This is a genomic window from Enterobacter sp. FB (genome assembly GCF_000805795.1).
Taxonomy (GTDB): domain Bacteria; phylum Pseudomonadota; class Gammaproteobacteria; order Enterobacterales; family Enterobacteriaceae; genus Enterobacter; species Enterobacter roggenkampii.
Window position 1 is genome coordinate 361,987 of record NZ_JSZC01000006.1, and the last position, 26,966, is coordinate 388,952.

General features: G+C 53.7%; 26 protein-coding genes, 1 tRNA gene and 2 pseudogenes. 15 read left to right on the plus strand and 14 right to left on the minus strand.

Annotation, left to right across the window (positions count from 1 at the left end; all coding sequences use genetic code 11):
* Positions 1-33: 33 nt before the first annotated feature.
* Both PI91_RS04155 and PI91_RS04160 read right to left on the minus strand, forming a co-directional pair.
* A complete protein-coding gene (locus tag PI91_RS04155; RefSeq protein WP_039265492.1) occupies positions 34-1,467 on the minus strand; it encodes a 6-phospho-beta-glucosidase in 1,434 nt (477 codons plus the stop codon).
* 116 nt (positions 1,468-1,583) lie between these two features.
* Positions 1,584-2,315 (minus strand): MurR/RpiR family transcriptional regulator, encoded by a 732-nt coding sequence (locus PI91_RS04160; RefSeq protein ID WP_008499714.1) that lies wholly within the window; start codon positions 2,313-2,315, stop codon positions 1,584-1,586.
* A 265-nt stretch (positions 2,316-2,580) separates the two neighbouring features.
* Between PI91_RS04160 and PI91_RS04165 the strand changes: the two genes are divergently transcribed.
* The gene (locus PI91_RS04165; protein ID WP_021242052.1) at positions 2,581-3,240 is read left to right on the plus strand and encodes a hemolysin III family protein; all 660 of its coding nucleotides are present in this window, start codon (positions 2,581-2,583) and stop codon (positions 3,238-3,240) included.
* An 84-nt stretch (positions 3,241-3,324) separates the two neighbouring features.
* Here PI91_RS04165 and ygfZ read toward each other — a convergent pair whose 3' ends face one another.
* Entirely contained in the window at positions 3,325-4,305 is a 981-nt protein-coding gene (ygfZ, locus tag PI91_RS04170; protein WP_039265493.1) for a tRNA-modifying protein YgfZ, read from the minus strand.
* Positions 4,306-4,599: 294 nt separating this feature from the next.
* Here ygfZ and sdhE point away from each other — a divergent pair, with 294 nt between their 5' ends.
* Both sdhE and PI91_RS04180 read left to right on the plus strand, forming a co-directional pair.
* On the plus strand, positions 4,600-4,866 hold the full coding sequence (sdhE, locus tag PI91_RS04175) for an FAD assembly factor SdhE (RefSeq protein WP_006178375.1): 267 nt from the start codon (positions 4,600-4,602) through the stop codon (positions 4,864-4,866).
* The gene (locus PI91_RS04180) at positions 4,847-5,257 is read left to right on the plus strand and encodes a protein YgfX (protein ID WP_021242050.1); all 411 of its coding nucleotides are present in this window, start codon (positions 4,847-4,849) and stop codon (positions 5,255-5,257) included. Before sdhE ends, PI91_RS04180 begins: the two co-directional genes overlap by 20 nt.
* Before the next feature lie 6 nt (positions 5,258-5,263).
* On the opposite strand, the gene fldB is transcribed toward PI91_RS04180, so the two are convergent.
* Complete coding sequence (gene fldB, locus PI91_RS04185; protein ID WP_008499710.1) at positions 5,264-5,785, minus strand: flavodoxin FldB; 522 nt, start codon at positions 5,783-5,785, stop codon at positions 5,264-5,266.
* 101 nt (positions 5,786-5,886) lie between these two features.
* On the opposite strand from fldB, the gene xerD reads away from it, so the two are divergent.
* The 5 genes from xerD to lysS all read left to right on the plus strand — a co-directional run bounded on the left by xerD (position 5,887) and on the right by lysS (position 11,980).
* A complete protein-coding gene (gene xerD, locus PI91_RS04190) occupies positions 5,887-6,783 on the plus strand; it encodes a site-specific tyrosine recombinase XerD (RefSeq protein ID WP_008499709.1) in 897 nt (298 codons plus the stop codon).
* A gap of 28 nt (positions 6,784-6,811) precedes the next feature.
* Positions 6,812-7,525: a bifunctional protein-disulfide isomerase/oxidoreductase DsbC gene (gene dsbC, locus PI91_RS04195; RefSeq protein ID WP_008499708.1), complete on the plus strand. Its 714-nt coding sequence runs from the start codon at positions 6,812-6,814 to the stop codon at positions 7,523-7,525.
* 5 nt (positions 7,526-7,530) lie between these two features.
* Positions 7,531-9,264: a single-stranded-DNA-specific exonuclease RecJ gene (gene recJ, locus PI91_RS04200; protein ID WP_039265494.1), complete on the plus strand. Its 1,734-nt coding sequence runs from the start codon at positions 7,531-7,533 to the stop codon at positions 9,262-9,264.
* 90 nt (positions 9,265-9,354) lie between these two features.
* A protein-coding gene (prfB, locus tag PI91_RS04210) for a peptide chain release factor 2 (RefSeq protein ID WP_095908218.1) occupies positions 9,355-10,453 on the plus strand; the annotation gives its coding sequence in 2 pieces (ribosomal slippage) (positions 9,355-9,429 and positions 9,431-10,453; 1,098 coding nt in all).
* A 9-nt stretch (positions 10,454-10,462) separates the two neighbouring features.
* A complete protein-coding gene (gene lysS / locus PI91_RS04215) occupies positions 10,463-11,980 on the plus strand; it encodes a lysine--tRNA ligase (protein WP_021242046.1) in 1,518 nt (505 codons plus the stop codon).
* Between the two features lie 38 nt (positions 11,981-12,018).
* Here lysS and idi read toward each other — a convergent pair whose 3' ends face one another.
* Positions 12,019-12,561: an isopentenyl-diphosphate Delta-isomerase gene (idi, locus tag PI91_RS04220; RefSeq protein WP_039265495.1), complete on the minus strand. Its 543-nt coding sequence runs from the start codon at positions 12,559-12,561 to the stop codon at positions 12,019-12,021.
* A 163-nt stretch (positions 12,562-12,724) separates the two neighbouring features.
* On the opposite strand from idi, the gene actS reads away from it, so the two are divergent.
* The 3 genes and pseudogenes from actS to PI91_RS26365 all read left to right on the plus strand — a co-directional run.
* Positions 12,725-13,468 (plus strand): amidase activator ActS, encoded by a 744-nt coding sequence (gene actS, locus PI91_RS04225; RefSeq protein ID WP_039265496.1) that lies wholly within the window; start codon positions 12,725-12,727, stop codon positions 13,466-13,468.
* An 80-nt stretch (positions 13,469-13,548) separates the two neighbouring features.
* A tRNA-Gly gene (locus PI91_RS04230) sits at positions 13,549-13,622 on the plus strand.
* A gap of 89 nt (positions 13,623-13,711) precedes the next feature.
* Positions 13,712-13,849 (plus strand): annotated as a pseudogene (locus PI91_RS26365) (hypothetical protein); the annotation flags it as partial.
* Positions 13,850-13,973: 124 nt separating this feature from the next.
* Here the strand turns inward: PI91_RS26365 and PI91_RS26370 are convergent.
* Positions 13,974-14,257: pseudogene (locus PI91_RS26370) on the minus strand (NIPSNAP family protein).
* 90 nt (positions 14,258-14,347) lie between these two features.
* On the opposite strand from PI91_RS26370, the gene PI91_RS04235 reads away from it, so the two are divergent.
* Positions 14,348-14,878: a hypothetical protein gene (locus PI91_RS04235; RefSeq protein WP_023344857.1), complete on the plus strand. Its 531-nt coding sequence runs from the start codon at positions 14,348-14,350 to the stop codon at positions 14,876-14,878.
* 257 nt (positions 14,879-15,135) lie between these two features.
* On the opposite strand, the gene PI91_RS04240 is transcribed toward PI91_RS04235, so the two are convergent.
* The 3 genes from PI91_RS04240 to PI91_RS04250 all read right to left on the minus strand — a co-directional run bounded on the left by PI91_RS04240 (position 15,136) and on the right by PI91_RS04250 (position 16,938).
* Positions 15,136-15,687 (minus strand): DUF4468 domain-containing protein, encoded by a 552-nt coding sequence (locus PI91_RS04240; RefSeq protein WP_052232707.1) that lies wholly within the window; start codon positions 15,685-15,687, stop codon positions 15,136-15,138.
* 102 nt (positions 15,688-15,789) lie between these two features.
* On the minus strand, positions 15,790-16,362 hold the full coding sequence (locus tag PI91_RS04245; RefSeq protein ID WP_023344855.1) for a hypothetical protein: 573 nt from the start codon (positions 16,360-16,362) through the stop codon (positions 15,790-15,792).
* A 78-nt stretch (positions 16,363-16,440) separates the two neighbouring features.
* Positions 16,441-16,938: a hypothetical protein gene (locus PI91_RS04250; RefSeq protein WP_157841579.1), complete on the minus strand. Its 498-nt coding sequence runs from the start codon at positions 16,936-16,938 to the stop codon at positions 16,441-16,443.
* A gap of 360 nt (positions 16,939-17,298) precedes the next feature.
* Between PI91_RS04250 and PI91_RS04260 the strand changes: the two genes are divergently transcribed.
* The 3 genes from PI91_RS04260 (at position 17,299) to PI91_RS04275 (ending at position 20,230) form a co-directional block, all read left to right on the plus strand.
* Positions 17,299-18,419 (plus strand): IS3-like element ISSen4 family transposase gene (locus PI91_RS04260; RefSeq protein ID WP_085950818.1). Its coding sequence is split into 2 segments (ribosomal slippage): positions 17,299-17,557 and positions 17,557-18,419, totalling 1,122 coding nucleotides; the frame shifts between segments, so codons are not numbered across the junction.
* A gap of 909 nt (positions 18,420-19,328) precedes the next feature.
* Complete coding sequence (locus tag PI91_RS04270; RefSeq protein WP_039265499.1) at positions 19,329-19,871, plus strand: type IV secretion protein Rhs; 543 nt, start codon at positions 19,329-19,331, stop codon at positions 19,869-19,871.
* Between the two features lie 2 nt (positions 19,872-19,873).
* Positions 19,874-20,230 (plus strand): putative T6SS immunity periplasmic lipoprotein, encoded by a 357-nt coding sequence (locus tag PI91_RS04275; RefSeq protein WP_025912428.1) that lies wholly within the window; start codon positions 19,874-19,876, stop codon positions 20,228-20,230.
* A 174-nt stretch (positions 20,231-20,404) separates the two neighbouring features.
* Here the strand turns inward: PI91_RS04275 and PI91_RS04280 are convergent, their stop codons facing one another.
* The 5 genes from PI91_RS04280 to PI91_RS04300 form a co-directional block, all read right to left on the minus strand.
* Positions 20,405-21,475 carry an ABC transporter ATP-binding protein gene (locus PI91_RS04280; protein WP_039265500.1) on the minus strand — a complete coding sequence of 357 codons (1,071 nt, stop codon included), beginning with the start codon at positions 21,473-21,475 and terminating at the stop codon, positions 20,405-20,407.
* Complete coding sequence (locus PI91_RS04285) at positions 21,468-23,237, minus strand: iron ABC transporter permease (RefSeq protein ID WP_039265501.1); 1,770 nt, start codon at positions 23,235-23,237, stop codon at positions 21,468-21,470. The genes PI91_RS04280 and PI91_RS04285 overlap by 8 nt, the downstream gene beginning before the upstream one ends.
* A gap of 80 nt (positions 23,238-23,317) precedes the next feature.
* Positions 23,318-24,406 (minus strand): ABC transporter substrate-binding protein, encoded by a 1,089-nt coding sequence (locus PI91_RS04290; protein ID WP_039265502.1) that lies wholly within the window; start codon positions 24,404-24,406, stop codon positions 23,318-23,320.
* 168 nt (positions 24,407-24,574) lie between these two features.
* Positions 24,575-25,270: a response regulator gene (locus PI91_RS04295; RefSeq protein ID WP_023326016.1), complete on the minus strand. Its 696-nt coding sequence runs from the start codon at positions 25,268-25,270 to the stop codon at positions 24,575-24,577.
* Positions 25,254-26,894 (minus strand): sensor histidine kinase, encoded by a 1,641-nt coding sequence (locus tag PI91_RS04300; RefSeq protein ID WP_039265503.1) that lies wholly within the window; start codon positions 26,892-26,894, stop codon positions 25,254-25,256. The genes PI91_RS04295 and PI91_RS04300 overlap by 17 nt, the downstream gene beginning before the upstream one ends.
* Positions 26,895-26,966: the final 72 nt, after the last annotated feature.

A 26,966-nucleotide genomic window follows, 5' to 3' on the forward strand; every position in this document is an offset into this window, starting at 1 on the left:
GGCCCGGTAAGCGCAGTGCCACCGGGCAAAAAATCACAGCGCCTCGCCGTTGCTGGCAATCACGCCTTTATACCACTCGAAGCTCTTCTTGCGGGAACGCGACATGTCGCCCGTGCCGTCGTCGTGCTTGTTCACGTAGATAAAGCCGTAGCGCTTGCTGTACTGGCCGGTGGTGAACGACACGCAGTCGATGCAGCCCCATGGCGTATAGCCCATCAGATCGACGCCATCGTGGGTGACGGCTTTGATCATCTCCTCCACGTGGGCACGCAGGTAGTCGATGCGGTAGTCATCGTTGATGCTGCCGTCTTCTTCCACCTTGTCGTAGGCACCGAAGCCGTTTTCAACGATAAACAGCGGCTTCTGGTAACGCTCGTACAGTTCGCACAGAGAATAGCGCAGGCCCACCGGGTCAATCTGCCAGCCCCAGTCGGACGCCTTCACGTGCGGGTTCGGCACGCTGCCTTCGAAACCGGAAATGGCATCGCCGGTGCCGCCTTCCGCCTTCACCGCGTTGGTCATGTAGTAGCTGAAGCCCAGGTAGTCGCAGGTGCCTTCGCGCAGGATCTGCTCGTCACCCGCTTCCATTTTGATGGAGAAGCCACGACGCTCCCATTCGTTCAGCACGTAGGACGGGTAGTAGCCGCGCAGCTGGACGTCGGTAAAGACGTAGCGCTCGCGCATCGATTCCTGGGCGAACATCACGTCTTCCGGTTTGCAGGAGAACGGATAGAGCGCCACCATCGCCAGCATGCAGCCGACTTTCATCTCCGGGTTGATGCGGCGCGCGGCCTTCACCGCCAGGGCGCTGGCCACAAACTGATGATGCAGGACCTGGTACATGGTCTCTTCCGGATTTTCATGTTCCATATAGACCACGCCCGAGCAGCAGTAGCCGAAGAGCGGGGCGCGCCAGTTACGCTGGTTGTTGATTTCGTTGAAGGTCATCCAGTATTTGACCTTGTTTTTGTAGCGCTCGAAGACCACTTCCGCGAAGCGTACAAAGAAATCGACCACTTTACGGTTGGTCCAGCTGCCGTACTCCTTCACCAGGTGCAGCGGCATTTCAAAGTGGGAGAGGGTGATCACCGGTTCGATGTTGTATTTCAGCAGCTCATCGAACATGTCGTCGTAAAACTTCAGCCCTTCTTCGTTTGGCTGCGTTTCGTCACCGTTCGGGAAGATACGCGTCCAGGCAATCGAGGTGCGGAAACACTTGAAGCCCATCTCGGCAAACAGCTTGATGTCTTCTTTGTAATGGCCGTGGAAATCAATCGCTTCATGGTTGGGATAGTATTTTCCCGGCACCACGTCCTGCGTGATTTCGCGCGGCACGCCGTGTGCGCCGCCGGTTAATACGTCGCAAATGCTTGGCCCTTTGCCGCCTTTGTTCCAGCCGCCTTCAACCTGGTGAGCGGCAACCGCGCCACCCCATAAAAAATCTTTTGGTAAGGTCAATTTTTTCATCGCTGCTATTCTCAATAAATGGCTTATTGGCATCGAGTCTAGCAAAGCGAAATTAAATGTCACGATATAACAAATTGGGCATAATGTGATTTGTCACATCAAAAAAACAGGATGTTTTATTCTGCAAGTTTCTTCGCCAGCTTACGGCCGAGAGATTCCAGAATATAGATGACGGGAATTTGCGTGGTGATATCGTAGACGCCTGCAATACGCGTCTGGGGAACGTGCCAGGAGAGATTAAAGTCCGCCAGTTTTGCGAGACGCGAGTGCTCGTGGCTGGTAATGGAGAGCACCTTGCAGTGATGCAGGCTAAACTGGCTGGCGAAGCGCAGGATCTCCTCGGTCTCACCCGAGACGGAGAGCACAATCGCCAGCGCATTTTTCGCCATGTCATTGGTGACCGGGAAATAAGGGTCATCAATATGGTTACTGAATTTTCCGATATTAGAAAAGAAACGTGCGCCATATTTTGCCAGCGAGCCTGATGTCCCTGCGCCGACAAATATAATGCGTTCCGACGATAAAATAATATCGACCGCATTATCTAATAACGCGTCGAACTCTTCATTATTTACGCTTTTAAAGAAGCTGATTATTTCGCTGGCGCCGAAATTCGCCTGCTGGGGCTCGTTTTGTTCAAGATAAAGCTTAAAGCGAACGCGAAACTCCGAGTAGCCTTCGCAGTTAAGCTTGCGGCAAAAGCGCAGGATAGTGGTCGTCGAGACACCCGCCGCATCCGCCAGCTCGCGGATGGTCATGTACATGACTTTGTCACGGTTTTTAATGACATAGTTGTAGACCATCATCTCCAGGTTATTGAGACTGGCAATGGCGGAGTGGGTGAACATACTCACAATGGCATAACTCTTATTCAGACCTCATGTATCCATCATAACATGGGGCCTGACGACAGGATCCATTTTTATGCTCTTGATTCTTAATGGTTAAATTTTAATGTGAACAAATGTTAGGTGAAAAATTTATTTATGCCTATGATTTATAGTCATAAATTCTGATGTGAAATTATTTTAGCTAACAGGTGTTCACTGGAATCATTCTCAGTTAGCATAGTGATGCGATGAATAATCATCTTTTGTTTTCCCGGAGTTTTGTATGGTGAGTAGACCATTAATCGCACAGGGATATTCGCTGGCTGAGGAAATAGCCAACAGCATCAGCCACGGCATTGGCCTGGTGTTTGGGATTGTCGGTTTAGTGTTATTGCTGGTGCAGGCGGTAGACGCCAATGCCAGCGCGATGGCGATTACCAGCTACAGCCTCTATGGCGGGAGCATGATCCTGCTGTTTCTGGCCTCGACGCTGTATCACGCGATCCCGCATCAGCGGGCCAAGATGTGGCTCAAGAAATTTGACCACTGCGCTATCTATCTTCTCATTGCAGGTACCTATACGCCGTTTCTGCTGGTGGGGCTCAACTCACCGCTGTCGCGCGGGCTGATGATCGTTATCTGGAGTCTGGCGCTGCTCGGGATCCTGTTTAAGCTCACCATCGCGCACCGGTTTAAGGTGCTGTCGCTGGTCACCTATCTGACCATGGGCTGGCTGTCGCTGATCGTGGTGTACCAGCTGGCAATCAAACTGTCGATAGGGGGCGTAACGCTTCTGGCCTTAGGCGGCGTGGTGTATTCGCTCGGCGTCATTTTCTACGTCTGCAAGCGGATTCCGTACAACCATGCCATCTGGCACGGCTTTGTGCTGGGCGGCAGCGTGTGCCACTTTTTGGCGATTTATTTGTACGTGGGGCAGGTGTAGTTTTTTGTCGGGTGGCGGCTTCGCCTTACCCGAGCTACGGGATTAGTAGGCCCGGTAAGCGCAGTGCCACCGGGCGATACAGCATCACTCTTCCAGTGAATAGGGCAGAGGCTCGATGCTCAGTGTGTTCACATCGTCACGCACGCGGAACACGCTGTCCGCTTCCATGTCGTTGTTCATAACGGCCTGCACCAGAAGACGTCCATCATCCAGCTGTACGGCGGCTAATACGGTGCCGGTACGGCGCCAGTTTTCACCCATCTTCAGCTCTAAATCTTCCCCTGCTTCAGGTACCCGGCTGGCATGGCCCGCGAGTGTCCATAGCGCGCGTTTGTTTGCCCCGCGGAATTTTGCTCGTGCGACCATCTCCTGGCCGGTGTAGCAGCCTTTTTTAAAGCTGATGCCGCCCAGCGCCTGCAGGTTCGTTGCCTGAGGAATAAACTGCGCGCTGTTTGCGGCGTCAATGATCGGCAGACCCGCTTCGATGTTCAGCGCCAGCCACTGCTGACTGTTGTTAAGCTGCGCTTCGCCGCGCAGCGCCTCGGTGACGCGCTCGGCGGTTTCAGCATCGGTGACTAACAGAAAACGCTCTGCCGGGTGTTCAAACCACAGGATAGAGGTAGCGCCTTCGCTGACGAGCTGCTTTTCGGCATCCGGCAGTTCGCTGAACAGGTTTTTCAGCGCCGCACGCGCCTGGAAGCCGGCCACACCCAGCAGGACATGTTCGTCGTCTGCGGCAATGGTGACTTTGGAAAAGACCGCGTATTTTTTCAGCTCTTTGAGCTGGGCGTCTCGCAGGCTGCGGCGCTCAATAAAGGCAAAGCCGTCCTGACGGCGGAACAGACGCAGGTTGCTCCACATTTTGCCTTTTGGGTCGCAATGGGCGGCCAGCAGGTGCTGGTGTTCGGTCATCTGGCTGACGTCGGCGGTCACCTGGCCCTGCAGATATTTTTCGGCGTCGGCACCGGTGAGCGTTGCCAGCGCCCAGTCATCAAGAGAAATAAGCGTCAGCGGCAGACGCGCAGAGGCGGCGGGCTGGCGAGGAGAAAATGGTGTAAAGGCCATAACGATATCCTGAATTGCTTAACGCTTTGATAATGCCTAATGGTAAAAGAGCCTGCAGGCAATGCAAGCGCTTTCAACAGGCCATTTGTGCCATAAACCGGTTCTGCGTAGCGCCACGCAAAATAGTGTAATCCGCTGTGTTTGTAGGGATTATTCTGGAAGCCTGCTCGTTGATCGCAATATTCCAGTAATGAAACGGTCAAAAACACGTTACACTAGCTGGTGTCCCCGTAGAGAAATAAAGAACACCGAATGGGGTACCGACTGTGCCAAACGTAATGCAGGAAACTGAACATGGATATTAACAACAAGGCCCGTATTCACTGGGCGTGCCGTCGCGGCATGCGTGAACTTGATATTTCCATCATGCCTTTCTTCGAATATGAGTATGACACCTTAAGCGACGACGATAAGCGTCTGTTTGTCCGCCTGCTTGAGTCTGACGATCCGGATTTATTCAACTGGCTGATGAACCACGGCAAACCCGCCGACACCGAGTTGCAACGGATGGTGCAATTAATTCAAACACGGAATCGGGAACGTGGTCCTGTGGCAATCTGATCTTCGCGTCTCGTGGCGCTCGCAGTGGATGTCTTTATTGCTCCACGGCCTGGTTGCGGCCTTTGTTTTACTGATGCCGTGGCCGCTGAGCTACACGCCGCTGTGGCTGCTGCTACTTTCGTTTGTCGTTTTTGACAGCGTACGCAGCCAGCGTCGCATTAATGCCCGTCAGGGAGAGATCAAGTTACTGATGGATTCCCGCCTGCGCTGGCAGGGAAAAGAGTGGGATATTCTCGGTATGCCCTGGATGCTCAACTGCGGCATGATGTTACGGCTACGCAAGGTGGACGGCGGGCGTTGCCAGCATCTTTGGCTGGCGGCTGACAGTATGGATGCTGCCGAGTGGCGAGACCTGCGCCGGATGCTATTGCAACAGACGACGCAGGGGTAATGCGCGTTAGCTAAACTTTTCTGCCATTTCGCCGAGAATCTGCTCGCACCAGGTCTGCAGACGTTCATCGCTAAGATCGTACTGGTTGGTTTCATCCAGCGCGAGCCCAACAAACAGCTCGCCGTCGGCAATAATCGGTTTTTTACTGGTGAACTCGTAACCTTCGGTTGGCCAGTAGCCGATGAACGACACCCCTTTCGGCGCGAGCTTGTCGTGCAGCATGCCGAGTGCGTCCAGGAACCATTCCCCGTAACCCAGCTGATCTCCCATGCCGTACATGGCAATGATCTTGCCGTCGAGATTGACTGAATCGAGTTGATCCCAGATGGCTTCCCAGTCTTCCTGTATCTCACCAAAATCCCAGGTTGGGATGCCCAGGATCAGCACATCGTACTGTTCCATCAGCGCGACCGCGTCATCTTTCAGGTTATGCAACGTCACCAGTTCCGGGCCAATGATGTCGCGAATTTTCTCTGCCGCCATTTCGGTGTAGCAGGTGCTGGAACCATAGAACAGACCAATATTCATCGCGTAACTATCTCAATTCATGCTTTGACTTTGCGCGTAGTGTACCAGAAACCGGTCACAATCAGGCATAATGGCCTGACTGCAGAATCAAAGGGGCTGATGTGGAAAAGGATCTCGCACTCGTTGAACAGTTTCTCGACGCGCTGTGGCTGGAAAAAAATCTGGCCGAGAATACGCTCAGCGCCTACCGGCGCGATCTTACCATGCTGGTGGAGTGGCTGGCCCGTCGGCAGCTCTCGCTGGCGAGCGCGCAAAGCGACGACCTGCAGGCGCTGCTCGGTGAACGTGTAGAAGGGGGCTACAAAGCCACCAGTTCCGCACGCTTGCTCAGCGCCATGCGTCGGCTTTTCCAGCATCTCTACCGTGAGAAGATCCGCGAAGACGATCCCAGCGCGCTGCTGGCATCCCCTAAGCTCCCGCAGCGGCTGCCGAAAGATCTCAGCGAAGCACAAGTTGAGAGATTATTACAGTCACCGGCTGTTGACCTGCCGCTGGAGTTACGCGATAAAGCCATGCTTGAGCTATTGTATGCTACCGGCCTGCGCGTTTCGGAGCTGGTTGGCCTGACGATGAGCGACATCAGCCTGCGTCAGGGCGTGGTGCGCGTCATCGGTAAAGGAAACAAGGAAAGGCTGGTTCCGCTGGGCGAAGAGGCGGTTTACTGGCTGGAAACGTATCTGGAGCACGGTCGCCCGTGGCTGCTCAACGGCGCGTCTATTGACGTTCTGTTTCCGAGCCAGCGCGCACAGCAGATGACGCGGCAAACGTTCTGGCATCGCATCAAGCATTACGCCACACTGGCCGGCATCGACAGTGAAAAGCTTTCGCCGCACGTATTGCGTCATGCCTTCGCGACGCATCTGCTCAACCACGGCGCGGATTTACGCGTGGTGCAGATGCTGCTGGGACATAGCGATCTTTCCACGACGCAAATTTACACCCATGTCGCGACGGAACGCCTGCGGCAGCTACACCAACAGCACCACCCTCGTGCGTGAGTGCCGACGAATTGTAACAGGATCAACTATGAAAAAGAGTTTCGCGCTGTTCACCCTGCTGGCAGCCTCCTTCACCGGTTTCGCCCATGCTGACGACGCCGCTATCAAACAGTCGCTCGCTAAGCTTGGCGTCACCGGCAGCGATATTCAGCCAGCACCGGTCGCCGGGATGAAAACGGTACTGACCAACAGCGGCGTGCTGTACGTCACCGAAGACGGCAAACACATTATTCAGGGGCCAATGTACGACGTGAGCGGCGCGCAGCCGGTCAACGTGACCAACCAGCTGCTGATGAAAAACCTGAACGCGCTCGAAAAAGAGATGATCGTCTATAAGGCGGCGCAGGAAAAACACGTGATTACCGTCTTCACCGATATCACCTGCGGCTACTGCCACAAGCTGCATGAAGAAATGAAAGACTACAACGCGCTGGGTATTACCGTGCGTTACCTGGCCTTCCCGCGCGCGGGCGTGCAGAGCCAGCCGGAGCAGGACATGAAGGCCATCTGGTGTGCAAAAGACCGTAACAAAGCGTTTGACGACGCGATGAACGGCAAAGGCGTTAAGCCGGCCTCCTGCGACATTGATATCGCTAACCACTACGCGCTGGGCGTGCAGTTTGGCGTGAGCGGTACGCCAGCGATTGTCCTGAGCAACGGGTACGTCGTTCCGGGCTATCAGGGACCAAAAGAGATGAAAGAGTTCCTCGACGCGCACCAGAAACAGGTTAGTGGTAAATAATCCGCGTGAAAGCCCCGATAAAATTGCGCCGCCGCGAGGCGGTTGAACCGGTTGATTTGCCGGACGATCTCCCGCCGCTGCTGAAGCGCCTCTACGCCAGCCGCGGCGTGCGTCGTGCTGAGGATCTTGAACGTAGCGTAAAAGGGATGCTGCCCTGGCAGCAGCTGAACGGCATCGAAAAAGCCACTGAAATGCTCTACAACGCCCTGCGTGAGAACACGCGTATTGTGGTAGTAGGGGATTTCGATGCCGACGGCGCAACCAGCACCGCGCTGAGCGTGCTCAGCCTGCGCGCGCTGGGCTGCGATAACGTCACGTATCTGGTGCCGAACCGTTTTGAAGACGGCTACGGACTCAGCCCGGAAGTGGTCGATCAGGCCCACGCCCGCGGTGCGCAGATGATCATGACCGTCGATAACGGGATCTCTTCCCATGCGGGGGTCGATCATGCCCACGCGTTGGGGATCCCGGTGCTGGTTACCGATCACCATCTCCCCGGTGAAACGCTGCCTGCCGCCGACGCGATTATTAACCCCAACCTGCGCGACTGTGATTTTCCGTCGAAATCCCTCGCGGGCGTAGGCGTGGCGTTTTATCTGATGCTGGCGCTGCGTACCCTGTTACGCGACAAGGGCTGGTTCGAATCCCGCGGTATTGCCGCACCGAACCTGGCCGAATATCTCGACCTGGTGGCGCTGGGTACCGTCGCGGACGTGGTCCCGCTCGATACCAATAACCGTATTTTGACCTGGCAGGGCTTAAGCCGTATCCGGGCGGGCAAGTGCCGTCCGGGGATCAAGGCGCTGCTGGAAATTGCCAACCGCGACCCGCTCAAGCTGGCGGCAAGCGATTTGGGCTTTGCGCTCGGGCCGCGCCTGAATGCGGCCGGAAGACTGGACGATATGTCCGTTGGCGTCGCGCTGCTGCTGTGCGACAACATCGGTGAGGCGCGCGTGCTGGCCAACGAGCTGGACGCCCTGAACCAGACACGTAAAGAGATTGAGCAGGGAATGCAGGCCGAAGCGCTGACCCTGTGTGAAAAGCTTGAACGCAGCGGCGATACGCTGCCGGGCGGCCTGGCAATGTACCATCCCGAGTGGCATCAGGGCGTGGTCGGCATTCTGGCGTCGCGCATCAAAGAGCGCTTCCACCGCCCGGTGATCGCCTTCGCCCCCGCGGGCGACGGCACGCTGAAAGGCTCTGGCCGCTCGATTCAGGGTCTGCACATGCGCGACGCGCTGGAGCGTCTCGATACGCTGTATCCGGGCCTGATGAACAAGTTCGGCGGCCATGCGATGGCGGCAGGCCTGTCGCTGGAAGAGGCGAAATTCGACGAGTTTCAGCGCCTGTTCGGCGAGCTGGTCACCGACTGGATTGACCCGGCCCTGCTGCAGGGGGAAGTGGTGTCCGATGGCGAGCTTTCACCGCTTGAGATGACGATGGACGTGGCGCAAATGCTCCGCGATGCCGGTCCATGGGGGCAGATGTTCCCGGAACCGCTGTTCGATGGCCGTTTCCGCCTGCTGCAGCAGCGCATCGTCGGCGAGCGTCATCTGAAGGTGATGGTTGAACCGGTCGGCGGCGGCCCGCTGCTGGACGGCATTGCCTTTAACGTTGACACGGCGGTATGGCCGGACAACGGCGTGCGCGAGGTCGAGCTGGCGTACAAACTGGACATCAACGAGTTTCGCGGCAACCGCACCCTTCAGATCATCATCGACAATATCTGGCCAATTTAGCGGCAGTAATCTCTATAAAAAAGGGCGTGGATTCGGTACAATCCCGCTCTTATCACCGCATTTTGACAAGTCCATAAAAGAAAACAGACCATGTTTGAAATTAATCCGGTAAAAAACCGTATTCAGGACCTCACGGAGCGCTCTGACGTTCTTAGGGGGTATCTTTGACTACGATGCCAAGAAAGAGCGTCTTGAAGAAGTAAACGCCGAGCTGGAACAGCCGGACGTCTGGAACGAACCTGAACGCGCACAGGCGCTGGGTAAAGAGCGTTCCTCTCTCGAAGCTATCGTAGATACGCTGGATCAAATGGCCCAGGGGCTGGAAGATGTTTCCGGTTTGCTGGAGCTGGCCGTCGAAGCCGACGACGAAGAAACCTTTAACGAAGCCGTAGCAGAACTCGACGTGCTGGAAGAGAAGCTGGCGCAGCTTGAATTCCGTCGCATGTTCTCCGGCGAATACGACAGCGCTGACTGCTATCTCGATATTCAGGCAGGTTCCGGCGGTACCGAAGCGCAGGACTGGGCCAGCATGCTGATGCGCATGTACCTGCGCTGGGCCGAAGCGCGCGGTTTCAAAACCGAAATTATCGAAGAGTCTGAAGGTGAAGTGGCCGGAATTAAATCCGTCACCATCAAGATCATCGGTGATTACGCCTACGGCTGGCTGCGTACCGAAACGGGCGTTCACCGCCTGGTGCGTAAGAGCCCGTTCGACTCCGGCGGCCGTCGTCATACCTCCTTCAGCTCCGCGTTTGTTTACCCAGAAGTTGATGAAGATATTGATATCGAAATTAACCCGGCGGACCTGCGTATCGACGTTTACCGCGCATCCGGCGCGGGTGGTCAGCACGTTAACCGTACGGAATCTGCGGTGCGTATTACCCACATTCCAACCGGGCTGGTAACGCAATGCCAGAACGACCGTTCCCAGCATAAGAACAAAGACCAGGCCATGAAGCAGATGAAAGCGAAGCTTTATGAGCTGGAGATGCAGAAGAAAAATGCTGAGAAACAGGCGATGGAAGACAACAAGTCTGACATCGGCTGGGGCAGCCAGATCCGTTCTTACGTCCTTGATGACTCCCGCATCAAAGACCTGCGTACCGGGGTTGAAACCCGCAACACGCAGGCGGTGCTGGACGGCAGCCTGGACCAATTTATCGAAGCAAGTTTGAAAGCAGGGTTATGAGGAACCAACATGTCTGAACAACAAGCACAGGGCGCTGACGCGGTAGTCGATCTTAACAACGAACTGAAAACCCGCCGCGAGAAGCTGGCAGCGCTGCGCGAGCAGGGCGTGCCGTTCCCGAACGATTTTCGTCGTGACCACACCTCAGACCAACTGCACGCTGACTTCGACGCGAAAGAGAACGAAGAGCTGGAAGCGCTGAACGTTGAAGTGGCCGTTGCGGGCCGCATGATGACCCGTCGTATCATGGGTAAAGCCTCCTTCGTGACCCTGCAGGACGTTGGCGGCCGTATCCAGCTGTACGTGTCCCGTGACGATCTGCCGGAAGGCATCTACAACGAGCAGTTCAAGAAGTGGGATTTGGGCGATATCCTGGGCGCAAAAGGTAAACTGTTCAAAACCAAAACCGGTGAACTGTCTATCCACTGCACCGAGCTGCGTCTGCTGACCAAAGCCCTGCGCCCGCTGCCGGACAAATTCCACGGCCTGCAGGATCAGGAAGCGCGCTATCGTCAGCGTTATCTGGATCTCATCTCTAACGATGAATCCCGCAAGACCTTCAAAATTCGCTCCCAGATCATGGCCGGTATCCGCCAGTTCATGGTGAACCGCGACTTTATGGAAGTGGAAACCCCGATGATGCAGGTGATCCCTGGCGGCGCGTCTGCGCGTCCGTTCATCACCCATCACAACGCCCTGGACCTGGACATGTACCTGCGTATCGCGCCGGAACTGTACCTGAAGCGTCTGGTGGTTGGTGGTTTTGACCGCGTGTTCGAGATCAACCGTAACTTCCGTAACGAAGGGATCTCCGTTCGTCATAACCCAGAGTTCACCATGATGGAACTCTATATGGCGTACGCGGATTACAAAGATCTGATCGAGCTGACCGAATCCCTGTTCCGTACGCTGGCGCAGGATATTCTGGGCACCACGCAGGTTCCTTACGGTGAAGAAGTCTTCGACTTCGGCAAGCCGTTCGAAAAACTGACCATGCGCGAAGCGATCAAGAAGTACCGTCCGGAAACCAATATGGCCGATCTGGATAACTTCGATTCTGCGAAAGCGATCGCCGAAAGCATCGGTATCAAGGTTGAGAAGAGCTGGGGTCTGGGCCGTATCGTGACCGAGATCTTCGAAGAAGTGGCCGAAGCGCACCTGATTCAGCCGACCTTCATCACCGAATACCCGGCGGAAGTCTCTCCGCTGGCGCGTCGTAATGACCAGAACCCGGAGATCACTGACCGCTTCGAATTCTTCATCGGCGGCCGTGAAATCGGCAACGGCTTTAGCGAGCTGAACGATGCGGAAGACCAGGCTCAGCGCTTCCAGGATCAGGTTGACGCGAAGGCGGCAGGCGACGACGAAGCGATGTTCTTCGACGAAGACTACGTGACCGCGCTGGAGCACGGCCTGCCACCAACGGCGGGTCTGGGTATTGGTATCGACCGTATGGTGATGCTGTTCACCAACAGCCACACCATCCGCGACGTGATCCTGTTCCCGGCGATGCGCCCGGTCAAGTAAGACGTTAAGATGTAAAAAAAGCCCCGAAAGGGGCTTTTTTATTGCGCCGCGAAGGCTTTAAGTTTTTCGCGGGCGGTTGTCGCTTCCATGACCATCCACGGGCTAAAGGCCCAGGGCGTCGCGTCCAGCGCGCGGAATAGCGCATCAAGCTCAACCCACTGATAGTCCATCACTTCATCTTCGTTTATCGTCACGTCATTGGTGATGCGGGCGGCGAATACCGGGCAAATTTCATTTTCCACGATCCCGGACGGGTCGGTTTCCCGATAGCGAAATTCAGGGGCGACGGCGGTGATATCGGTCAGTTCTGCGCCCACTTCGAAGCGGCAGCGGCGGATTATCGCCTGGACTGTCTCTTCGCCCGACTGCGGGTGGCCGCAGACGGAGTTGGTCCAGACGCCGGGCCAGGCTTTTTTGCTTAAGGCGCGTCGGGTGATCAGACATTCCCCTTTTGCGTTAAAAAGCCAGGAAGAGAACGCCAGATGCAGCGGGGTATGTAACGTGTGCGCGGCATATTTTTCCTGAGTGCCAATCACCATTCCCTGGTCGTTTACCAAAATAACGTGTTCTTGAATACTCATTGATGCTCCAGTGCCAAATTGCCGAGTGGTTCAGCACCATCAGCCGAAGCATTATACTGCATTCTTATACGAACGGTTTGGCTCGTAGAGCGGAAAAGGGCATGACCCCTGTTCGTTTTGGCTGTTATCATAGTACGCCATTCACGCTGACCGAGGATCTGTTTTGTTTGCAGGAAGCCTGACGAGAAAACCCCTTACCGCTATTTTTTGCCTGACGCTGACGCTATTACTGGCGGGCTGTTCAGGGAGCAAATCTTCGGATACGGGAAGCTATTCCGGTTCGGTCTACACCGTCAAACGCGGGGACACCCTGTACCGGATTTCGCGCGCAACGGGAACCAGCGTGAAGGATCTGGCGCGGCTGAATAACCTTTCTCCGCCCTACACCATCGAGGTGGGGCAGCAGCTGAAGGTTAGCGGCGGATCGTCCTCCGGTAAAAAATCCTCTTCGAAAGGCAAAACCGCCAAAGTGACGCCGTCCTATCAGGTGCCGCAATCGTCATGGCCGCCGGTTGGACAGCGCTGCTGGATTTGGCCTGCCAGCGGTAAAGTGGTCGCCCCTTACTCACTCTCTGAAGGTGGCAACAAGGGTATTGATATCGCCGCTGCGCGCGGTACGCCGGTTTATGCCTCCGGGGCCGGGAAGGTGGTTTACGTGGGTAACCAGCTGCGCGGCTACGGTAACCTGATCATGATTAAGCATGGGGAAGACTACATCACGGCCTATGCGCACAACGACACGATGATGGTCAACAACGGGCAGAACGTCAAAGCCGGGCAGAAGATTGCCACCATGGGCAGCACCGGTACGGATTCAGTGAAGCTGCATTTCCAGATTCGCTACAAGGCGACGGCCATCGATCCGCAGCGTTATCTTCCTGCGCCCGGCAGCAAACCGAAGTGCTAAGTGATTATTTAATCGCCGGTTAGTTGTGAAGAGGCTTGTATGAAGGTGCGTAAGGTCTATAATGCCTTACGCACCTCAAAGCGGGCGTAGTTCAATGGTAGAACGAGAGCTTCCCAAGCTCTATACGAGGGTTCGATTCCCTTCGCCCGCTCCAGAATTCCCCTAACGTATTCATTCCACTATCTTTTTCTAAACCATACGTGACGGCGCTCGTGATCCTCCTACAAAGGTGTCATACAGCCGATGGCGCAGCGTGATAATCTATATCGACGTCCAAGTGGTATTTATGTTCTGCGGATCACCGTTCCGGTTCGTTATCGCGCCCTGATAGGGCAGCGTGAAATTCATGCATCTATCAAGGCGTCATCGACGCGCGGCGCAGACATAAATCGTAAGATGTGCCAAACGCACCAGGAAGCTATGTGGCGCTTTTTTTATTAAGGGTAGTATTTTCATAGTGCCAAATTTTGAGGCGCTTAAAATGCGTCTGGTGAATCCATATAACCTACGATTGCACCCGCAGCCCTTCCACGTTTTTAGTTGGTAGATTCATCACTGTTTTAATGCTGGTCTCTATGCTGCCAACGATGTTTTCGCGTGGACCGCTGTGCCAGTCATCGCTTGCGTAAAAAGCATTGAGAGCCGCAGCCATTTTTCAGCGCTGTCAAAGGTGCGAATGAGGTAGTAGCAATCCGGGTCATGAAGCGAGTTGCCAAACGAAACAACATCGATCCCATGGCGGCGGTATAAAGTGTCTGCTGAACTGACCGATAAACTAGTTACACGGATTGTTACGACCTGACATTGTAACCTTTCATGCATGGTGCTCGGGTCAATAAAACACATCTTACTGGGTTCGCTTGATCAGGATTTTTTGCCATGAATAAAAAGTTTATTTTTTTGTTGCTGTCCATTATCTCCTCTCCAGGTTTCGCCGTTAGCATACCTGACCCGGTTCCTTCAGATGCTTGCCATTTTCTTTCAGGAATGCCATTCATTAAAACTCCGTCAACCTATAAACCATATGCTGAAGGCAGCGAAGACTATACGTGCGGAACACCCTATTTTGAGATAGAAACGCCGAATAGTAGCGATACTATGAACAATAACATCGCTTACTACGTATCAGGTAATCAGGACAAAACAAAGAAATTGATGCTCATCCTTAATATGAATAATCAAGAGCCAAATGCCATCAAAATTGCCCGAGGTTATTTTATAAACGGTTCATTTGAAATAATGAAAAAGATGTTTCCTCATTCTCCCGGAAAAATTGCCGACATTGTTGGTTTACTCAGTGATGGGAAAGAAGGTGAATGGAGCGTCGATGGGTGGAAAGTATCTTCAGTAAAAAAAGTCTGGCCTACTGGTAGAGGTTATGAACTTCGTTTCATCGTGACATTTGGCTGATTGTATAGGTGATGACATGCGCATTTAACCCGCCAGGAAGCTCTCTGGCGAGTTTTTTAAAGAAGGTAGTGGAAATCATGGCGCGGAATTTGCGGCGCTCTCATAGAGTTGCTAGCGTAGCCAAGTGAAACAGGTTGCTTTCGAATGCAATAAAAATGCCGTGTGATAACTTGTCATAACTATCATTATGCGGCCACACATAATCCCAGATATAAAAGCTCAAAAACTTATCCGGTAAGTTTTTGAGCTGATGGCTGTTACCAGTCTTTTGCAGCAGAGCTACTTTCAGTCACGATCTCGCGTTTGTATTGTTCCACAATATCATTCAACGCTTTTTTAGCTTTTGCTTGTCCACCAACAGTCATATTTGGCGAATCTATGGCAGGGAACGCAATCCCGCTGTTTACATGGGCTGGACGATAAATGTGGATATCATCAAAGGTGATGCGAGCTTTATCATCCTTTGTGTCGATTTTCATAGTGAATTTATATCGAACATCTTCATTAGCTAAGCAATCATTAAAACCGTCACATGGGTATTTAACATTCCCCTTGCCAACAATCGAACCTTCTTCTTTATCGGCATATTGGATTACGCTGTTAGAATCAGTGAAGGCCTTTGCAACCCAAATTTTGGAACTACTGTAAAGTGCATCCTTTTTAACCCCGGGAACGTTAACAACACTGACTATACTACCCAGCGGTTGTTTAGCTGCTTCCATATCTGGTGAGGTTACACAACCTGTCAACACAGTAATACTGGATACAACCAAACTGGCTAAAACAGTTTTCATCATTACTTTTTTCATTCGATTTGTCCTTATCGCATTTTTATTAAGTGCAGTATGTAAATATGGTGCGGAATGAAGTTGGTTTCTCAAAACCGCAGGACAGGTCTCGCTTTTCTATTATCAGCCGTAGTGGATATAGGCAAAAACAGCGACAGCAACGAGCGCGCCAAAACGTAATAACCCTTCACGATGCTTGGTTAACCATTTCCGCTCGTAACGCAACGGCGTGTAGAAAGGTGTTACCCATTTAAGAAACTCTGCATTGAGGTTGTCCAAAGACTCTTTGGGCTCTTTAAGATTGCTGCCGACAATGTATTGGCGTCTTATCAAATCGACACGGCAGTTACCGATGTGTTCCCTTTCAGTTGTAAGCTCCGATTCATCAACGAAATCAAAGGACTCTACGAGAACTTGGTGTGCTGCCTGCAGATCTTTATGGGTGACAAAAGCATCACAGGTGATCAGGTCGCCTTGAGAGGTGAATGTCTGGAGATCAATCCCGTGAGTTGCTTGCAAATTATCGATTAGTTGTTGTCTGATGACTCTATCAAATGGTCGGATGTATCCCCATTTTGGATCGATATCTCGGCCACACTCCTCATAGCTGAAAAACTCGCCTTCTATGGAATTGCCACGCCAATCAAAGCGCACATAACTATCCGGTTGGGCTTGGTAATAACTGGATACGGGCATACATCACCTTGAAAATTGAATGCTTTCGATTCCGCTGGCATGTTGTGTTGATGCCAGATGCAAAATTATATGCTTAAGTCAATTGATTAAGTTGTTATTAAGTTGGCTTATATTGTTGTTCAGTTGTTGTAATTGATAATTGTTTTGTGTCGCTTGCATATTGGCATCGAAGGCCGCTTGTTGCTGTATTTGCATCTGTTGTTGCTGGGCTAAGGTATTTGAAAGGTTCTGCATTCCGGCGGCAAAGCGAGCTTGTGCTAATTGATTCTCTTGGGCATCTTGTTGAGCCTGAAATGCTCCCAGATTGCTCATCGTGCCGCATTCAGGTCCGGTAATACCTATTGTATGATTTGCATCCCTTTTCTTTCCTTCAGCTACAGCAGCGTAAAAACGTTCAGAATTACCTGTGGCGTAAGCATAGCCAGCAGCCCGACAAAGCTCATTCGAAGTCAAAAGGGATACATCTCCTTTTGGAGAACGGTCGACGTGTTTTACACATCCTGTAAGCATAACGCTAACAGAAAACATTATTACCAAGCGTGTGTTCATATCACCCTTTAAGCTGTTTTTAGTCATGAGAAAAAATACCATTAAGAATATTCTTACTCTGCCATGTCAAAAATGCAATCATGACTGACTGTTAAGTATAAGGAATGCCTTGCCGTCGCGGAAATTTTCGGACGCTATGCCTGCAAGAGTCGCTTCCAAATCTAGGAGATCCACTTTCTCTCGCCCAGCTTATCCGGCTGCATTTATACCGCGAACATGAAGAAGGTAAAAAACGTTCCGTTCGTGTTTGATTGAAGGGAACAGCAAACGACAAACACCGATAGCTAAGGTGTGTAAGCTGATAGTCAAGTTGTTATGACCTGCTCCCCGTTGATTAGTACACCCCGATGTTAGTAATGTCTTCATAAGCCACATGAGGACATCCCCATGAAGAAGCGTTTTTCCGACGAACAGATCATCAGTATTCTCCGCGAAGCCGAAGCTGGGGTACCCGCCCGTGAACTCTGCCGCAAGCATGCCATTTCCGATGCCACGTTTTACACCTGGCGTAAGAAGTATGGCGGTATGGAGGTGCCTGAAGTTAAGCGCCTGAAGTCGCTTGAGGAAGAGAACACCAGACTCAAGAAGCTGCTTGCCGAAGCCATGCTGGATAAAGAGGCGCTTCAGGTGGCTCTTGGGCGAAAGTACTGACGACAGACCAGAAGCGGGAAGCCGTGATGTTGATGTGTGATGCGACCGGTCTGTCGCAACGTCGTGCCTGCAGGCTTACAGGTTTATCCCTGTCGACCTGCCGCTATGAGGCTCACCGTCCGGCTGCTGATGCGCATTTATCAGGGCGCATCACTGAGCTGGCACTGGAGCGCAGGCGTTTTGGCTACCGTCGTATTTGGCAGTTGCTGCGCCGTGAAGGGCTTCATGTTAATCATAAGCGCGTGTACCGGCTTTATCACCTCAGTGGCCTGGGCGTAAAACGCAGAAGACGTCGTAAAGGGCTGGCAACAGAACGTCTGCCGCTGCTCCGTCCGGCGGCGCCCAATCTGACCTGGTCGATGGATTTCGTCATGGACGCACTTTCCACCGGTCGCAGGATCAAGTGTCTTACCTGCGTCGATGATTTCACAAAGGAATGCCTGACGGTCACTGTTGCCTTTGGGATTTCAGGCGTTCAGGTCACGCGTATTCTGGACAGCATTGCACTGTTTCGAGGCTATCCGGCGACGATAAGAACTGACCAGGGGCCGGAGTTCACTTGCCGTGCACTGGATCAATGGGCCTTTGAGCATGGTGTTGAGTTGCGCTTAATCCAGCCGGGCAAGCCAACGCAGAACGGATTTATTGAGAGCTTTAACGGACGATTTCGCGATGAATGTTTGAATGAGCACTGGTTCAGCGATATCGTTCATGCCAGGAAAATTATTAATGACTGGCGGCAGGATTATAACGAATGCCGCCCGCACTCCACGCTGAATTATCAGACACCGTCTGAATTTGCAGCGGGCTGGAGAAAGGGTCATTCTGAGAATGAAGATTCCGACGTTACTAACTGAGTGTTGTATCTAATCGTGGGGGCAGGTCACTACTACCATCATTTTGCCGATTTAAATTTACCAAGCGCTTATATCATTGAGCAAATGCACTCAAGTGAGGGTTATACAGAGAAAAGTTGCCGGGGCCGTCTCAGTAAAGCGCGAAAAGTGATCAGGGATGGTTTAAGTATTGAGGCTTTGGCGTTGATCGCTGACTCTGAGCGAATGCAAGATTCTGTCAGAAATGACGCGCTAAAACTTATCAGCGTTCTGGAGTGAAGCGGTTTGCAAAACGTTGTAGTTCCTCCTACAAAACCCTCCTACAATGCATCACGTTTTTGTTAATAAATCCATGGGATTACGAGAACTTTGGAGCGGGGGTGATTTCCCTTCGCCCGCTCCAGAATTTCCACTTGTAAACAAGTCTTTGAAGCCTTCTCTATCAGGAACTTAAATAGTTACCTATTTTTTGTTGCCTATGGGTTCTACCATTTTGATCCGCCCTTGGTAACTGTCACGCTAAGTTACATGGTGAGATGACAGTATAACTCAGCGTTGGCGGCAGTAGCATCCTCACACCGCGATAGCAAAACGTGAAGATAAAGCCCATCCAGGCATCGTTATGCCATCAACAGATTGATCACGCATTAAAGCCCGATGTGCGGCCTTATGAGGCACGTAAACAGGTGTATAGTGGTAAACGTACCTGCACACGATATGCAGGCTCTGCCAGCGCTTCGCTCACGCTCCTGACGGTACACGAGCACCCTGATAAGGTGTGATCCCTCTGACAATCTGATGAAGTCGCTACGCTCCGCTTGTTGCTGCATCATCAACGGGGCTTTATGTCTTCTATTGTCCTAAATCTGTTAGTTGCGCGTTTTATGCTCCCTGGATACCCTGATATAAATCATACAAGGAGGACAGTTTATGAGCGCACAGGCAGAGGAAGGAAAATTACGCCGGATGACATTAGGCGAGATTGCAATGGCTCGTAGGGTGTTCGGTGATTCGATAGTTTATAGCCGTGTCTGGATTCATTGCGACAGTTATTTACCATTCGGACTACAAAAACAAAACTACGCGATGACTCCAAACGGAGAGTTATGGTACAGAAAGTCGATGTACAGAGAAGACTTTTCCGCAAACTCGGTCTTTATCGAAGATAAATATGTTTTCATCCATGAACTGGGGCATGTCTGGCAACACCAACACGGGCAATGGGTGAGAATGCGGGGAGCTTTTAGCTGGGCTGCTGAATATACCTACAGGCTGGATAAAGAAAAACTCACTGATTACTCTCTTGAACAGCAAGCCTCTATTTTAGCTGATTACTGGTTGCTACTGGTTTATGGGATCAGTAAGTGGTCTTACTATCAGAGACCAGGGCGCATGGGGATGTACAGGGGCGTAGATTTGTTGCAGGATGTCCCTTCGCTTTACCAAAAAATCGTAACAGGGAAGGGGCGTTAAACATGAAGAACAAAATGTTGCTGGGTGTTGTATTCATCTTAACGGGATGCCCTGGGCCGGGTGATCGAATGGTAGATCGTGAATCTACAACGGCATTAATCAAAGATAATCAAGTTTGTGTGGTGTCACCACTGGAGCCACAGGAACGGATCACTGCTATCCAAATCAACAGTGATAATAGCGACTCTCTCCACAAGATTTTTGATGACAAGCCCGTGTATGTTCAAAAGGGCGGGTGTCTTCCTGTGTTCGGATTTAAGTTTGCACCTGGAGAGCGGTATAACTTCGCGTATGACGTCCAATCAGGTAAATCAGAATCGCATTTAGTCACTGCTGAATTTTCTTATCCCAAAGAATAAGGGGGCAAACCGCCCCTGAATCACCACGGGTTTAACAGAGACCTCAAAGTCATTTATAGATTTACTCCGCCCCGGCAGACGATTCTGCCCTATCTAAAAAATGAGGATCTTTGGTACGCTGTTCCTGTTTTCTAACGTAAAAAGGCCGCATCCCGCAGCCTTTTCCTCTTAAATTCACCCTTTCGGAAACACCCACACATGCTTCTCCGGCAGCGAAAGATGGCAGTGCTGCGGATCCCGAACCTCATGCCCATACGCGCGGATCACAAAATCATCCCCCACCGTGCGGAACAGGTACTCCCAGCGGTCGCCGAGATACATGCTGGTGAGCAGCGGTAGCTCAAGCTGATTTTCCCCTGGTCCCTCGACCACCGCGACGCGCTCGACGCGGATCACCGCCGTGGCGTCATTACCGCTCTGTACCCCTTCGCCCGCCTGGCCCCACAGCACCCAGCCTTTCCCTTCGATGCGCGCTCTCCCGTCGCGCACTTCGGTGACCTTGCCGTGCAGGCGATTGTTGCTGCCCATAAATTCGGCGGTAAACAGCGTTTTCGGTGAGCCGTACATCTCCTGCGGCGTACCCTGTTGCTCAATTTTGCCGTTGTTCAGCAGCAGGATGCGGTCGGAAATGGACATCGCTTCGTTCTGGTCGTGCGTCACCATCAGCGCCGATAGCCCGAGCTTGATAATCAGCTCGCGCAGGAACACGCGGGCCTCTTCGCGCAGCTTGGCGTCGAGGTTGGAAAGCGGCTCGTCCAGCAAAATCACCGGCGGGTTGTACACCAGCGCCCGGCCAATCGCCACGCGCTGCTGCTGCCCACCGGAGAGCTGATGCGGGTGACGTTTGCCAAGATGGCCCAGACCAAGCTGGTCCAGCACGTCCTGCACGCGCTGCTGGATCTCTTTGGCCGGGACTTTGCGCAGCTTGAGCGGATAGGCCACGTTCTCAAACACGGTTTTGTGCGGCCACAGGGCGTATGACTGGAATACCAGCCCCAGGTTACGCTCTTCCGCCGGGACCTCGCTGCGCGGCGTACCGTCGTAAACTTTATTGTTGCCAATCACAATCGACCCCTGGGTCGGTTTTTCCAGACCCGCGACGGCGCGGAGAAGGGTGGTTTTACCGCTGCCGGAGGGGCCTAACAGGGAGACCACTTCGCCGCGCTTCAGGTTCATGGAGACACCTTTTAAAACAGGATTGTCGCCGTAGGTTAAGTGCAGATCGTCAACCGCTAATTCAATCATGTATTTTCACTCCGAAACGAAGGGCAATGCCCAGACCTACCACGACCAGCAGGATGTTAATGAAAGAGAGCGCCGCCACGATATCAATGGCACCCGCGGCCCAGAGGGAAACCAGCATCGAGCCGATGGTCTCCGTGCCGGGTGAAAGCAGGTACACACCCGTTGAATATTCGCGTTCAAAGATCAGGAACATCAGCAGCCACGAACCGATCAGACCGTAGCGGGAGAGCGGGATGGTGACGTGGCGGGTGATCTGCCCGCGCGTCGCCCCGGTGCTACGCGCGGCTTCTTCAAGCTCCGGCCCCACCTGCAGCAGCGTGGAAGAGATGAGCCTCAGCCCGTAAGCCATCCACACCACGGTATAGGCCAGCCAGACGCTGAAAATGGTGCTGCGCAGCGAGCGCAGCCAGACGATGACGTTTTCACGCATCCAGTCGGTCCAGGCAAACCCGGAAAGCCAGCCGGATTTCAGCGAGTTATCCAGCCACATCGGCAGGAACAGGAACACCCACAGGAAGGCCAGACCCGCCAGCAGGCCAGGCACGGCGCGCGGCACCAGCACGCTGTAGTCCAGGAAACGCGTGGTGTTATCCGGCTTGCGGTGCATGGCGATGCCGACAAACAGGTAGCACACCACGGCCAGCGCGCCGCCAATCACGCCAATCGCCATGGAGTTGACGATGGCGCGCAGCAGGTTGGGCTGCGCCCAGATGGTACGGAAGGTGTTCAGAGAAAGCTCGTCCCACAGCGAAACGCCCACGCCCCAGTTGGAGATAAACGCGCGCAGCACCACGCCGAGCAACGGAACGCCAATGGTGACGGTGAGCCAGAAGGCAATCACCGCGCCAGCCACCCAGCGCCATTTACCCAGCGGCAGAGCCCGGGCCTGCGAGGCCTTGCCCTTCATGGTGACGAAGCGGTTGGCGGTGCGCATCAGGCGACGCTGGAGCATCACCAGCGGGATGGTGATGCAGATGAGCACTACGGCAACCGCCGCCATCAGGTTATAGGACGGGGTACCCATCTTGTTCGTCAGCTTATAAAGATAGGTCGCCAGCACCATGTTGCCTTCCGGGTCGCCGAGGACCAGCATCAGGCCGAACACTTCCAGCCCGAGGAAGAACAGCAGCACGGTGGCGTACAGAATAGACGGGCGCACCATCGGCAGGCTGACGGAGGTCATCACCTGCCAGGGCGACGCGCCCGCGGTGCGCGCGGCTTCTTCCACGTCGGAGCCCACGCTGCGCAGCGCTGACGAGATATACAGATAGGCGTGCGGGACGTGCGTCAGGCCGGCAATGACCACAATGCTCGACATGTCGTAGATATTCCACGGCACAAAGCCAATCAGCGCCTCCGCCCACTGGGAGAGAAAGCCCACCGGACCGGCGGCCACCACGTAGCCGAAGCCCAGCACCATCGGTGAAACGAAAATCGGGACCAGGATCAGCGGCTCAATCAGCCGGCGACCGGGCAGGTCGGTACGCACCATCAGAAACGCCAGCACGCCGCCCAGCGGGATAGAGATAAAGACCAGCCCGAAAGCCAGAATAAAGCCGCTTTTCAGGGCCTTATAAAAATCGGGGTCGGTGAAAATAAAATCAAATGATTCAAAGCTCCACTCTTTTGACGGCGAAAAGAACGGCGCGGACAGGAAGCTCTGGAGCACGATAAACGACAGCGGCGTGTAGATAACCAGGGCGGTTATCAGCACGACGATGCCTCGCGGCAGGCTTTGCCACTTTCTGCGTAATGTATTCATGGGGTATCCCTGGTGTTGCAGCCCAGAAAAACGAACTCAGTCGATAAGGGCGCGCGGCGGCCAGCGCCGCGCTCAGACGCTTATTTACCGGCGGCGGTACGCCACTCTTTGATGTACTCGAGGCGTTTTTTCGGCTGCAGGTATTCCAGCAGCGTTTCATCAACCGGGATCGGCTTCAGCGCGTTGCCGAGGATTTTGGTCAGGCCGTCGATATCATTTTTCCCTTCGATATCGTTACGAATGGAGGGAATGTCCGCCTGGTTGGCCAGAATGCCTTGCCCTTGTTCAGAGAGCACGTAGTCCAGCCAAAGCTTCGCGGCATTGCCGTTTTGCGCCTGCTGGCTGATGAACGACACGCGCGACAGCACCAGGGTGTAATCCTTCGGATAGGCAATGCCGAGTGACGGATCGTTCTTCGCACGCGCTTCCGCGTAGGAACCGAGGATGTTGAAGCCGATCAGGTTTTCACCGGAGGAGACGCGCTCCATCATGGTGCCGGTAGACGACTGCACCGACAGGCCCCCTTTGGCGACGTCGGCCAGGGTCTTAAAGTAGTTCGGATCGGCGTTGTGATCCTGCACCGAGAGCATAAAGCCCAGACCCGATTTTTCGATATCGTAGGTGGTGACTTTGTTCTTGAATTTGTCCGTCTGGCTGGCAATCAGCTTCGCCAGCGCGGCGTGAGAATCCGGCACGTCACCGGCCGGGATCAGGCGCTTGTTGTAGATGAAGACCACCGGCTCATAGGTGGTGCCGTAGGCCTTATCTTTCCAGACCGCCCATTTCGGCAGCTGGCTTTGCTCCGGAGATTTGTACTCCATGGCGTAGTCGGTGGCGAGCTTCAGGCCCGTGTCCATCGAAGAGCTCCAGACCACGTCGCCGCTCACGCCGCCGGAAGCCTGTTCGCTGATGAAACGGTTGTACAGCTCGGTGCTGTTCATGTCGTTGTATTCGACTTTAATGCCCGGGTAGGTTTTTTCGAAGCCCTGGATCAGCGGGCCGGCAGCTTTGATGTCGGTGGTGGAATAGATGACAACCTTGCCCTCTTTCGTGGCGGCATCAACCACTTTTTGATACTCAGCAGGATAACCCTGCGGCAGGGCAGACAGTGCAGAAGCAGAGAACAGTACGGTAGCGGTAAGCAGAGAAATTCGGAACGTGTTCGACATTATAGTTAACCTTTTAGTTACATTTGAGGAACTAATTGTCAACATAGCGTAAAGCGCGCCTCCGACAATAGGGAGGCGAGGGCAATGATTCCGAAGTGTGATTGTCGCCGTCGTTTCAGCAATTAACACCATAAAATCCGCGAACGTTAGCCAACGAACGGTTGCGGATTACGGTTTATCGGGGGCTTTGCGGTATAACCGGCGAGGATGACCAATATTGCCGTACAGCATTTCAACGCTGATTAACCCACTCTCCACGCAGTATTCGAGGTAGCGACGCCCCGTGGTTTTGCTGATCCCCACGTTTTCCACCACCTCTTCAACCGACATCGCGCTGTCGGGATGCTCGGCGAACAGGCGTTTTATCCGCTCCAGCGTCTGGGGTTCAATGCCCTTTGTGGATGGCGTTACGGAGGCTTCCGCGGCAGGCAGATGAAACAGGCGATCCAGCGCATGCTGGTCGACCACCTTCACCTGCTGTACGGTGTGGATGAAGCGCATAAAACGCTCCAGCGAGGCGTGCAGGCGCTGGAAAAAGACGGGCTTGATGAGGTAGTCAAACGCGCCGCTGCGCATGGCGTGGCTGCAGGTCTGCATATCGCTGGCGGCGGTGATGAAGATCACCGAGCATTCGTAGCTTTTCAGCAGCGGGTTATCGATGAGCTCCACGCCTTTACCGTCCGGGAGATAGTTGTCCAGCAGGATAAGCCGCGGCTGATGCTGACGAATCAGGCTGCATGCCTGCTCAATCGACGCGGCGATGCCCACCACGCGCAAATGAAAATTCTGCTCGATATACTCGCGATGCAGCTCTGCCAGGTGCGGCTCATCTTCAACGATCACAACATCAAGTGCTCGGGTCATGCTTTAGCCCATTCGGAATAAACACAGAAAAAATGGTCCCTTGTGGCGTGTTGTCGGCAATCTCAATGCTGCCGCCAGCCTTGTCGATATATCCTGCCACCAGATACAGGCCAATACCGTGCTCGGTACCCACAATGTCGTTTTCACGTTCCGGCTTGCTGCTGAATCCCTGGCGGAAAATATGCGGCTTCATTGCATCCTCCACCCCGCAGCCCCGGTCGGCCACCTCGATCAGCAGCTCCTGGTTTCGGTCAGAAATGTAGAGTTCCACCGGCGCGGGGACCGGAGCCTTAAGGGTCGCGTCCACCGCGTTATCCAGCAGGTTACCAATAATGGACATCAGCTCCGTTTCGTTGAGCGTGGCGGGCATGCGGGTGAGCTGGCAGGCGGGATCAAACAGCAGTTCGATGCCTTTTTCGCGCGCGCTGACGTATTTTCCGAGCAGCAGCCCGCACAGCGCGGGAGAGGAAAAACGGGCGGAGACAAAGTCCAGCACGCGCTGCGCGCCTTCGGACTGCACCTGAATGTAGCGAATCGCCTCGTCATAGTGTTTCATCTGCAGCAAGCCCACCAGCGTGGCGGTCCAGTTCAGCTGCTCGTGGCGCATAATGCGCAGGTTATCCGCATAGCGCTTGATCTGACTGAGCTGGCTGCTGAGGGTGTTGATGTCATTTTTGTCGCGAAAGCTGTAGACCCAGCCGCTTTCAACGCCCGGTTCGACCTCAATCGCGACGCGGTTGACGATCACCTCCCGCTGGTTCAGCACCGCAATCTGGTCGTGGCTACCGCTGCTCACCGAGGCGTAGCGCTGGGATAAAAAGCCCGGCGACGTCTGCAGAACGTCTTCCAGCGGTTTACCGATAAGTTCTTTCTCACTTTGCCGGATATCCAGCATTTCTCGTGCGGCGCGGTTAATTAAAATCAGCTGCTTCTCATCATTGACGGCAAATACCCCCTCATACATGGCTTCTAATAGCGCGCGCTGCTGCAACACCAGCTGAGCGATATCTTTCGGCTCCAGTCGGAACATCTGTTTTTTGAGATTGCGGGTAAACAGCCAGGAGAACATAAACAGCAGCAGCAGAAGAGCCGCGCCGTACAGCCCGGACTGCCAGAGAATGCGGGCATTAATATTGGCAATATAGGAGGTCAGATAGCCGACCGAGACAATACCAATCACCTGGTGCTGCGCGTTAAAGATCGGCGCTTTGCTGCGCAGTGAAACCTCAATCCCGCCCTGGCGCACGGAAATAATGGTTTTGCCCTTTAATACCTCCGCATTATCCCCGCCGATCATCGGTAAATTAATCCGCTCCGGGGATTCCGAATGATAGAGGTGCTGTTCCTCTGTATCGCCAATCACAATGTAGCTGGCATCGCTTTCGGCGCGCAGCGGCTGGATTAACCGGGCGATGCCGGGGATATCTCTGGCCGCAACCATTGCCGCCAGACCCGGCATCAGCGCGATCTGGCTGGCCTGCACCCGGGCGCGCTGGCCGAGATCGTGATGGAGCTGCCGGTCAATAAAATGAAACAGGATCGTTCCCAGCAGAACTAACAGCAGGCAGGAAAAGCACACCAGCGCTAAAAATAGCTTTACCTGAAAAGAGAGTCTGCGTTTCATTCAACCTGCGGATGTTATGTAAAAGTGACATTTGCCGAGCCTGACATGGGCAAATAGCGGACGCAATCTGGC

Bases quoted from the DNA above. Each gene is read 5' to 3' on its own strand.
- PI91_RS04155 (WP_039265492.1), bottom strand. From the start codon at position 1,467: ATGAAAAAATTGACCTTACCAAAAGATTTTTTATGGGGTGGCGCGGTT.
- PI91_RS04160 (WP_008499714.1), bottom strand. From the start codon at position 2,315: ATGTTCACCCACTCCGCCATTGCCAGTCTCAATAACCTGGAGATGATG.
- PI91_RS04165 (WP_021242052.1), top strand. From the start codon at position 2,581: ATGGTGAGTAGACCATTAATCGCACAGGGATATTCGCTGGCTGAGGAA.
- ygfZ (WP_039265493.1), bottom strand. From the start codon at position 4,305: ATGGCCTTTACACCATTTTCTCCTCGCCAGCCCGCCGCCTCTGCGCGT.
- sdhE (WP_006178375.1), top strand. From the start codon at position 4,600: ATGGATATTAACAACAAGGCCCGTATTCACTGGGCGTGCCGTCGCGGC.
- fldB (WP_008499710.1), bottom strand. From the start codon at position 5,785: ATGAATATTGGTCTGTTCTATGGTTCCAGCACCTGCTACACCGAAATG.
- dsbC (WP_008499708.1), top strand. From the start codon at position 6,812: ATGAAAAAGAGTTTCGCGCTGTTCACCCTGCTGGCAGCCTCCTTCACC.
- lysS (WP_021242046.1), top strand. From the start codon at position 10,463: ATGTCTGAACAACAAGCACAGGGCGCTGACGCGGTAGTCGATCTTAAC.
- idi (WP_039265495.1), bottom strand. From the start codon at position 12,561: ATGAGTATTCAAGAACACGTTATTTTGGTAAACGACCAGGGAATGGTG.
- PI91_RS04235 (WP_023344857.1), top strand. From the start codon at position 14,348: ATGAATAAAAAGTTTATTTTTTTGTTGCTGTCCATTATCTCCTCTCCA.
- PI91_RS04240 (WP_052232707.1), bottom strand. From the start codon at position 15,687: ATGAAAAAAGTAATGATGAAAACTGTTTTAGCCAGTTTGGTTGTATCC.
- PI91_RS04245 (WP_023344855.1), bottom strand. From the start codon at position 16,362: ATGCCCGTATCCAGTTATTACCAAGCCCAACCGGATAGTTATGTGCGC.
- PI91_RS04250 (WP_157841579.1), bottom strand. From the start codon at position 16,938: ATGACTAAAAACAGCTTAAAGGGTGATATGAACACACGCTTGGTAATA.
- PI91_RS04270 (WP_039265499.1), top strand. From the start codon at position 19,329: ATGAGCGCACAGGCAGAGGAAGGAAAATTACGCCGGATGACATTAGGC.
- PI91_RS04275 (WP_025912428.1), top strand. From the start codon at position 19,874: ATGAAGAACAAAATGTTGCTGGGTGTTGTATTCATCTTAACGGGATGC.
- PI91_RS04280 (WP_039265500.1), bottom strand. From the start codon at position 21,475: ATGATTGAATTAGCGGTTGACGATCTGCACTTAACCTACGGCGACAAT.
- PI91_RS04285 (WP_039265501.1), bottom strand. From the start codon at position 23,237: ATGAATACATTACGCAGAAAGTGGCAAAGCCTGCCGCGAGGCATCGTC.
- PI91_RS04290 (WP_039265502.1), bottom strand. From the start codon at position 24,406: ATGTCGAACACGTTCCGAATTTCTCTGCTTACCGCTACCGTACTGTTC.
- PI91_RS04295 (WP_023326016.1), bottom strand. From the start codon at position 25,270: ATGACCCGAGCACTTGATGTTGTGATCGTTGAAGATGAGCCGCACCTG.
- PI91_RS04300 (WP_039265503.1), bottom strand. From the start codon at position 26,894: ATGAAACGCAGACTCTCTTTTCAGGTAAAGCTATTTTTAGCGCTGGTG.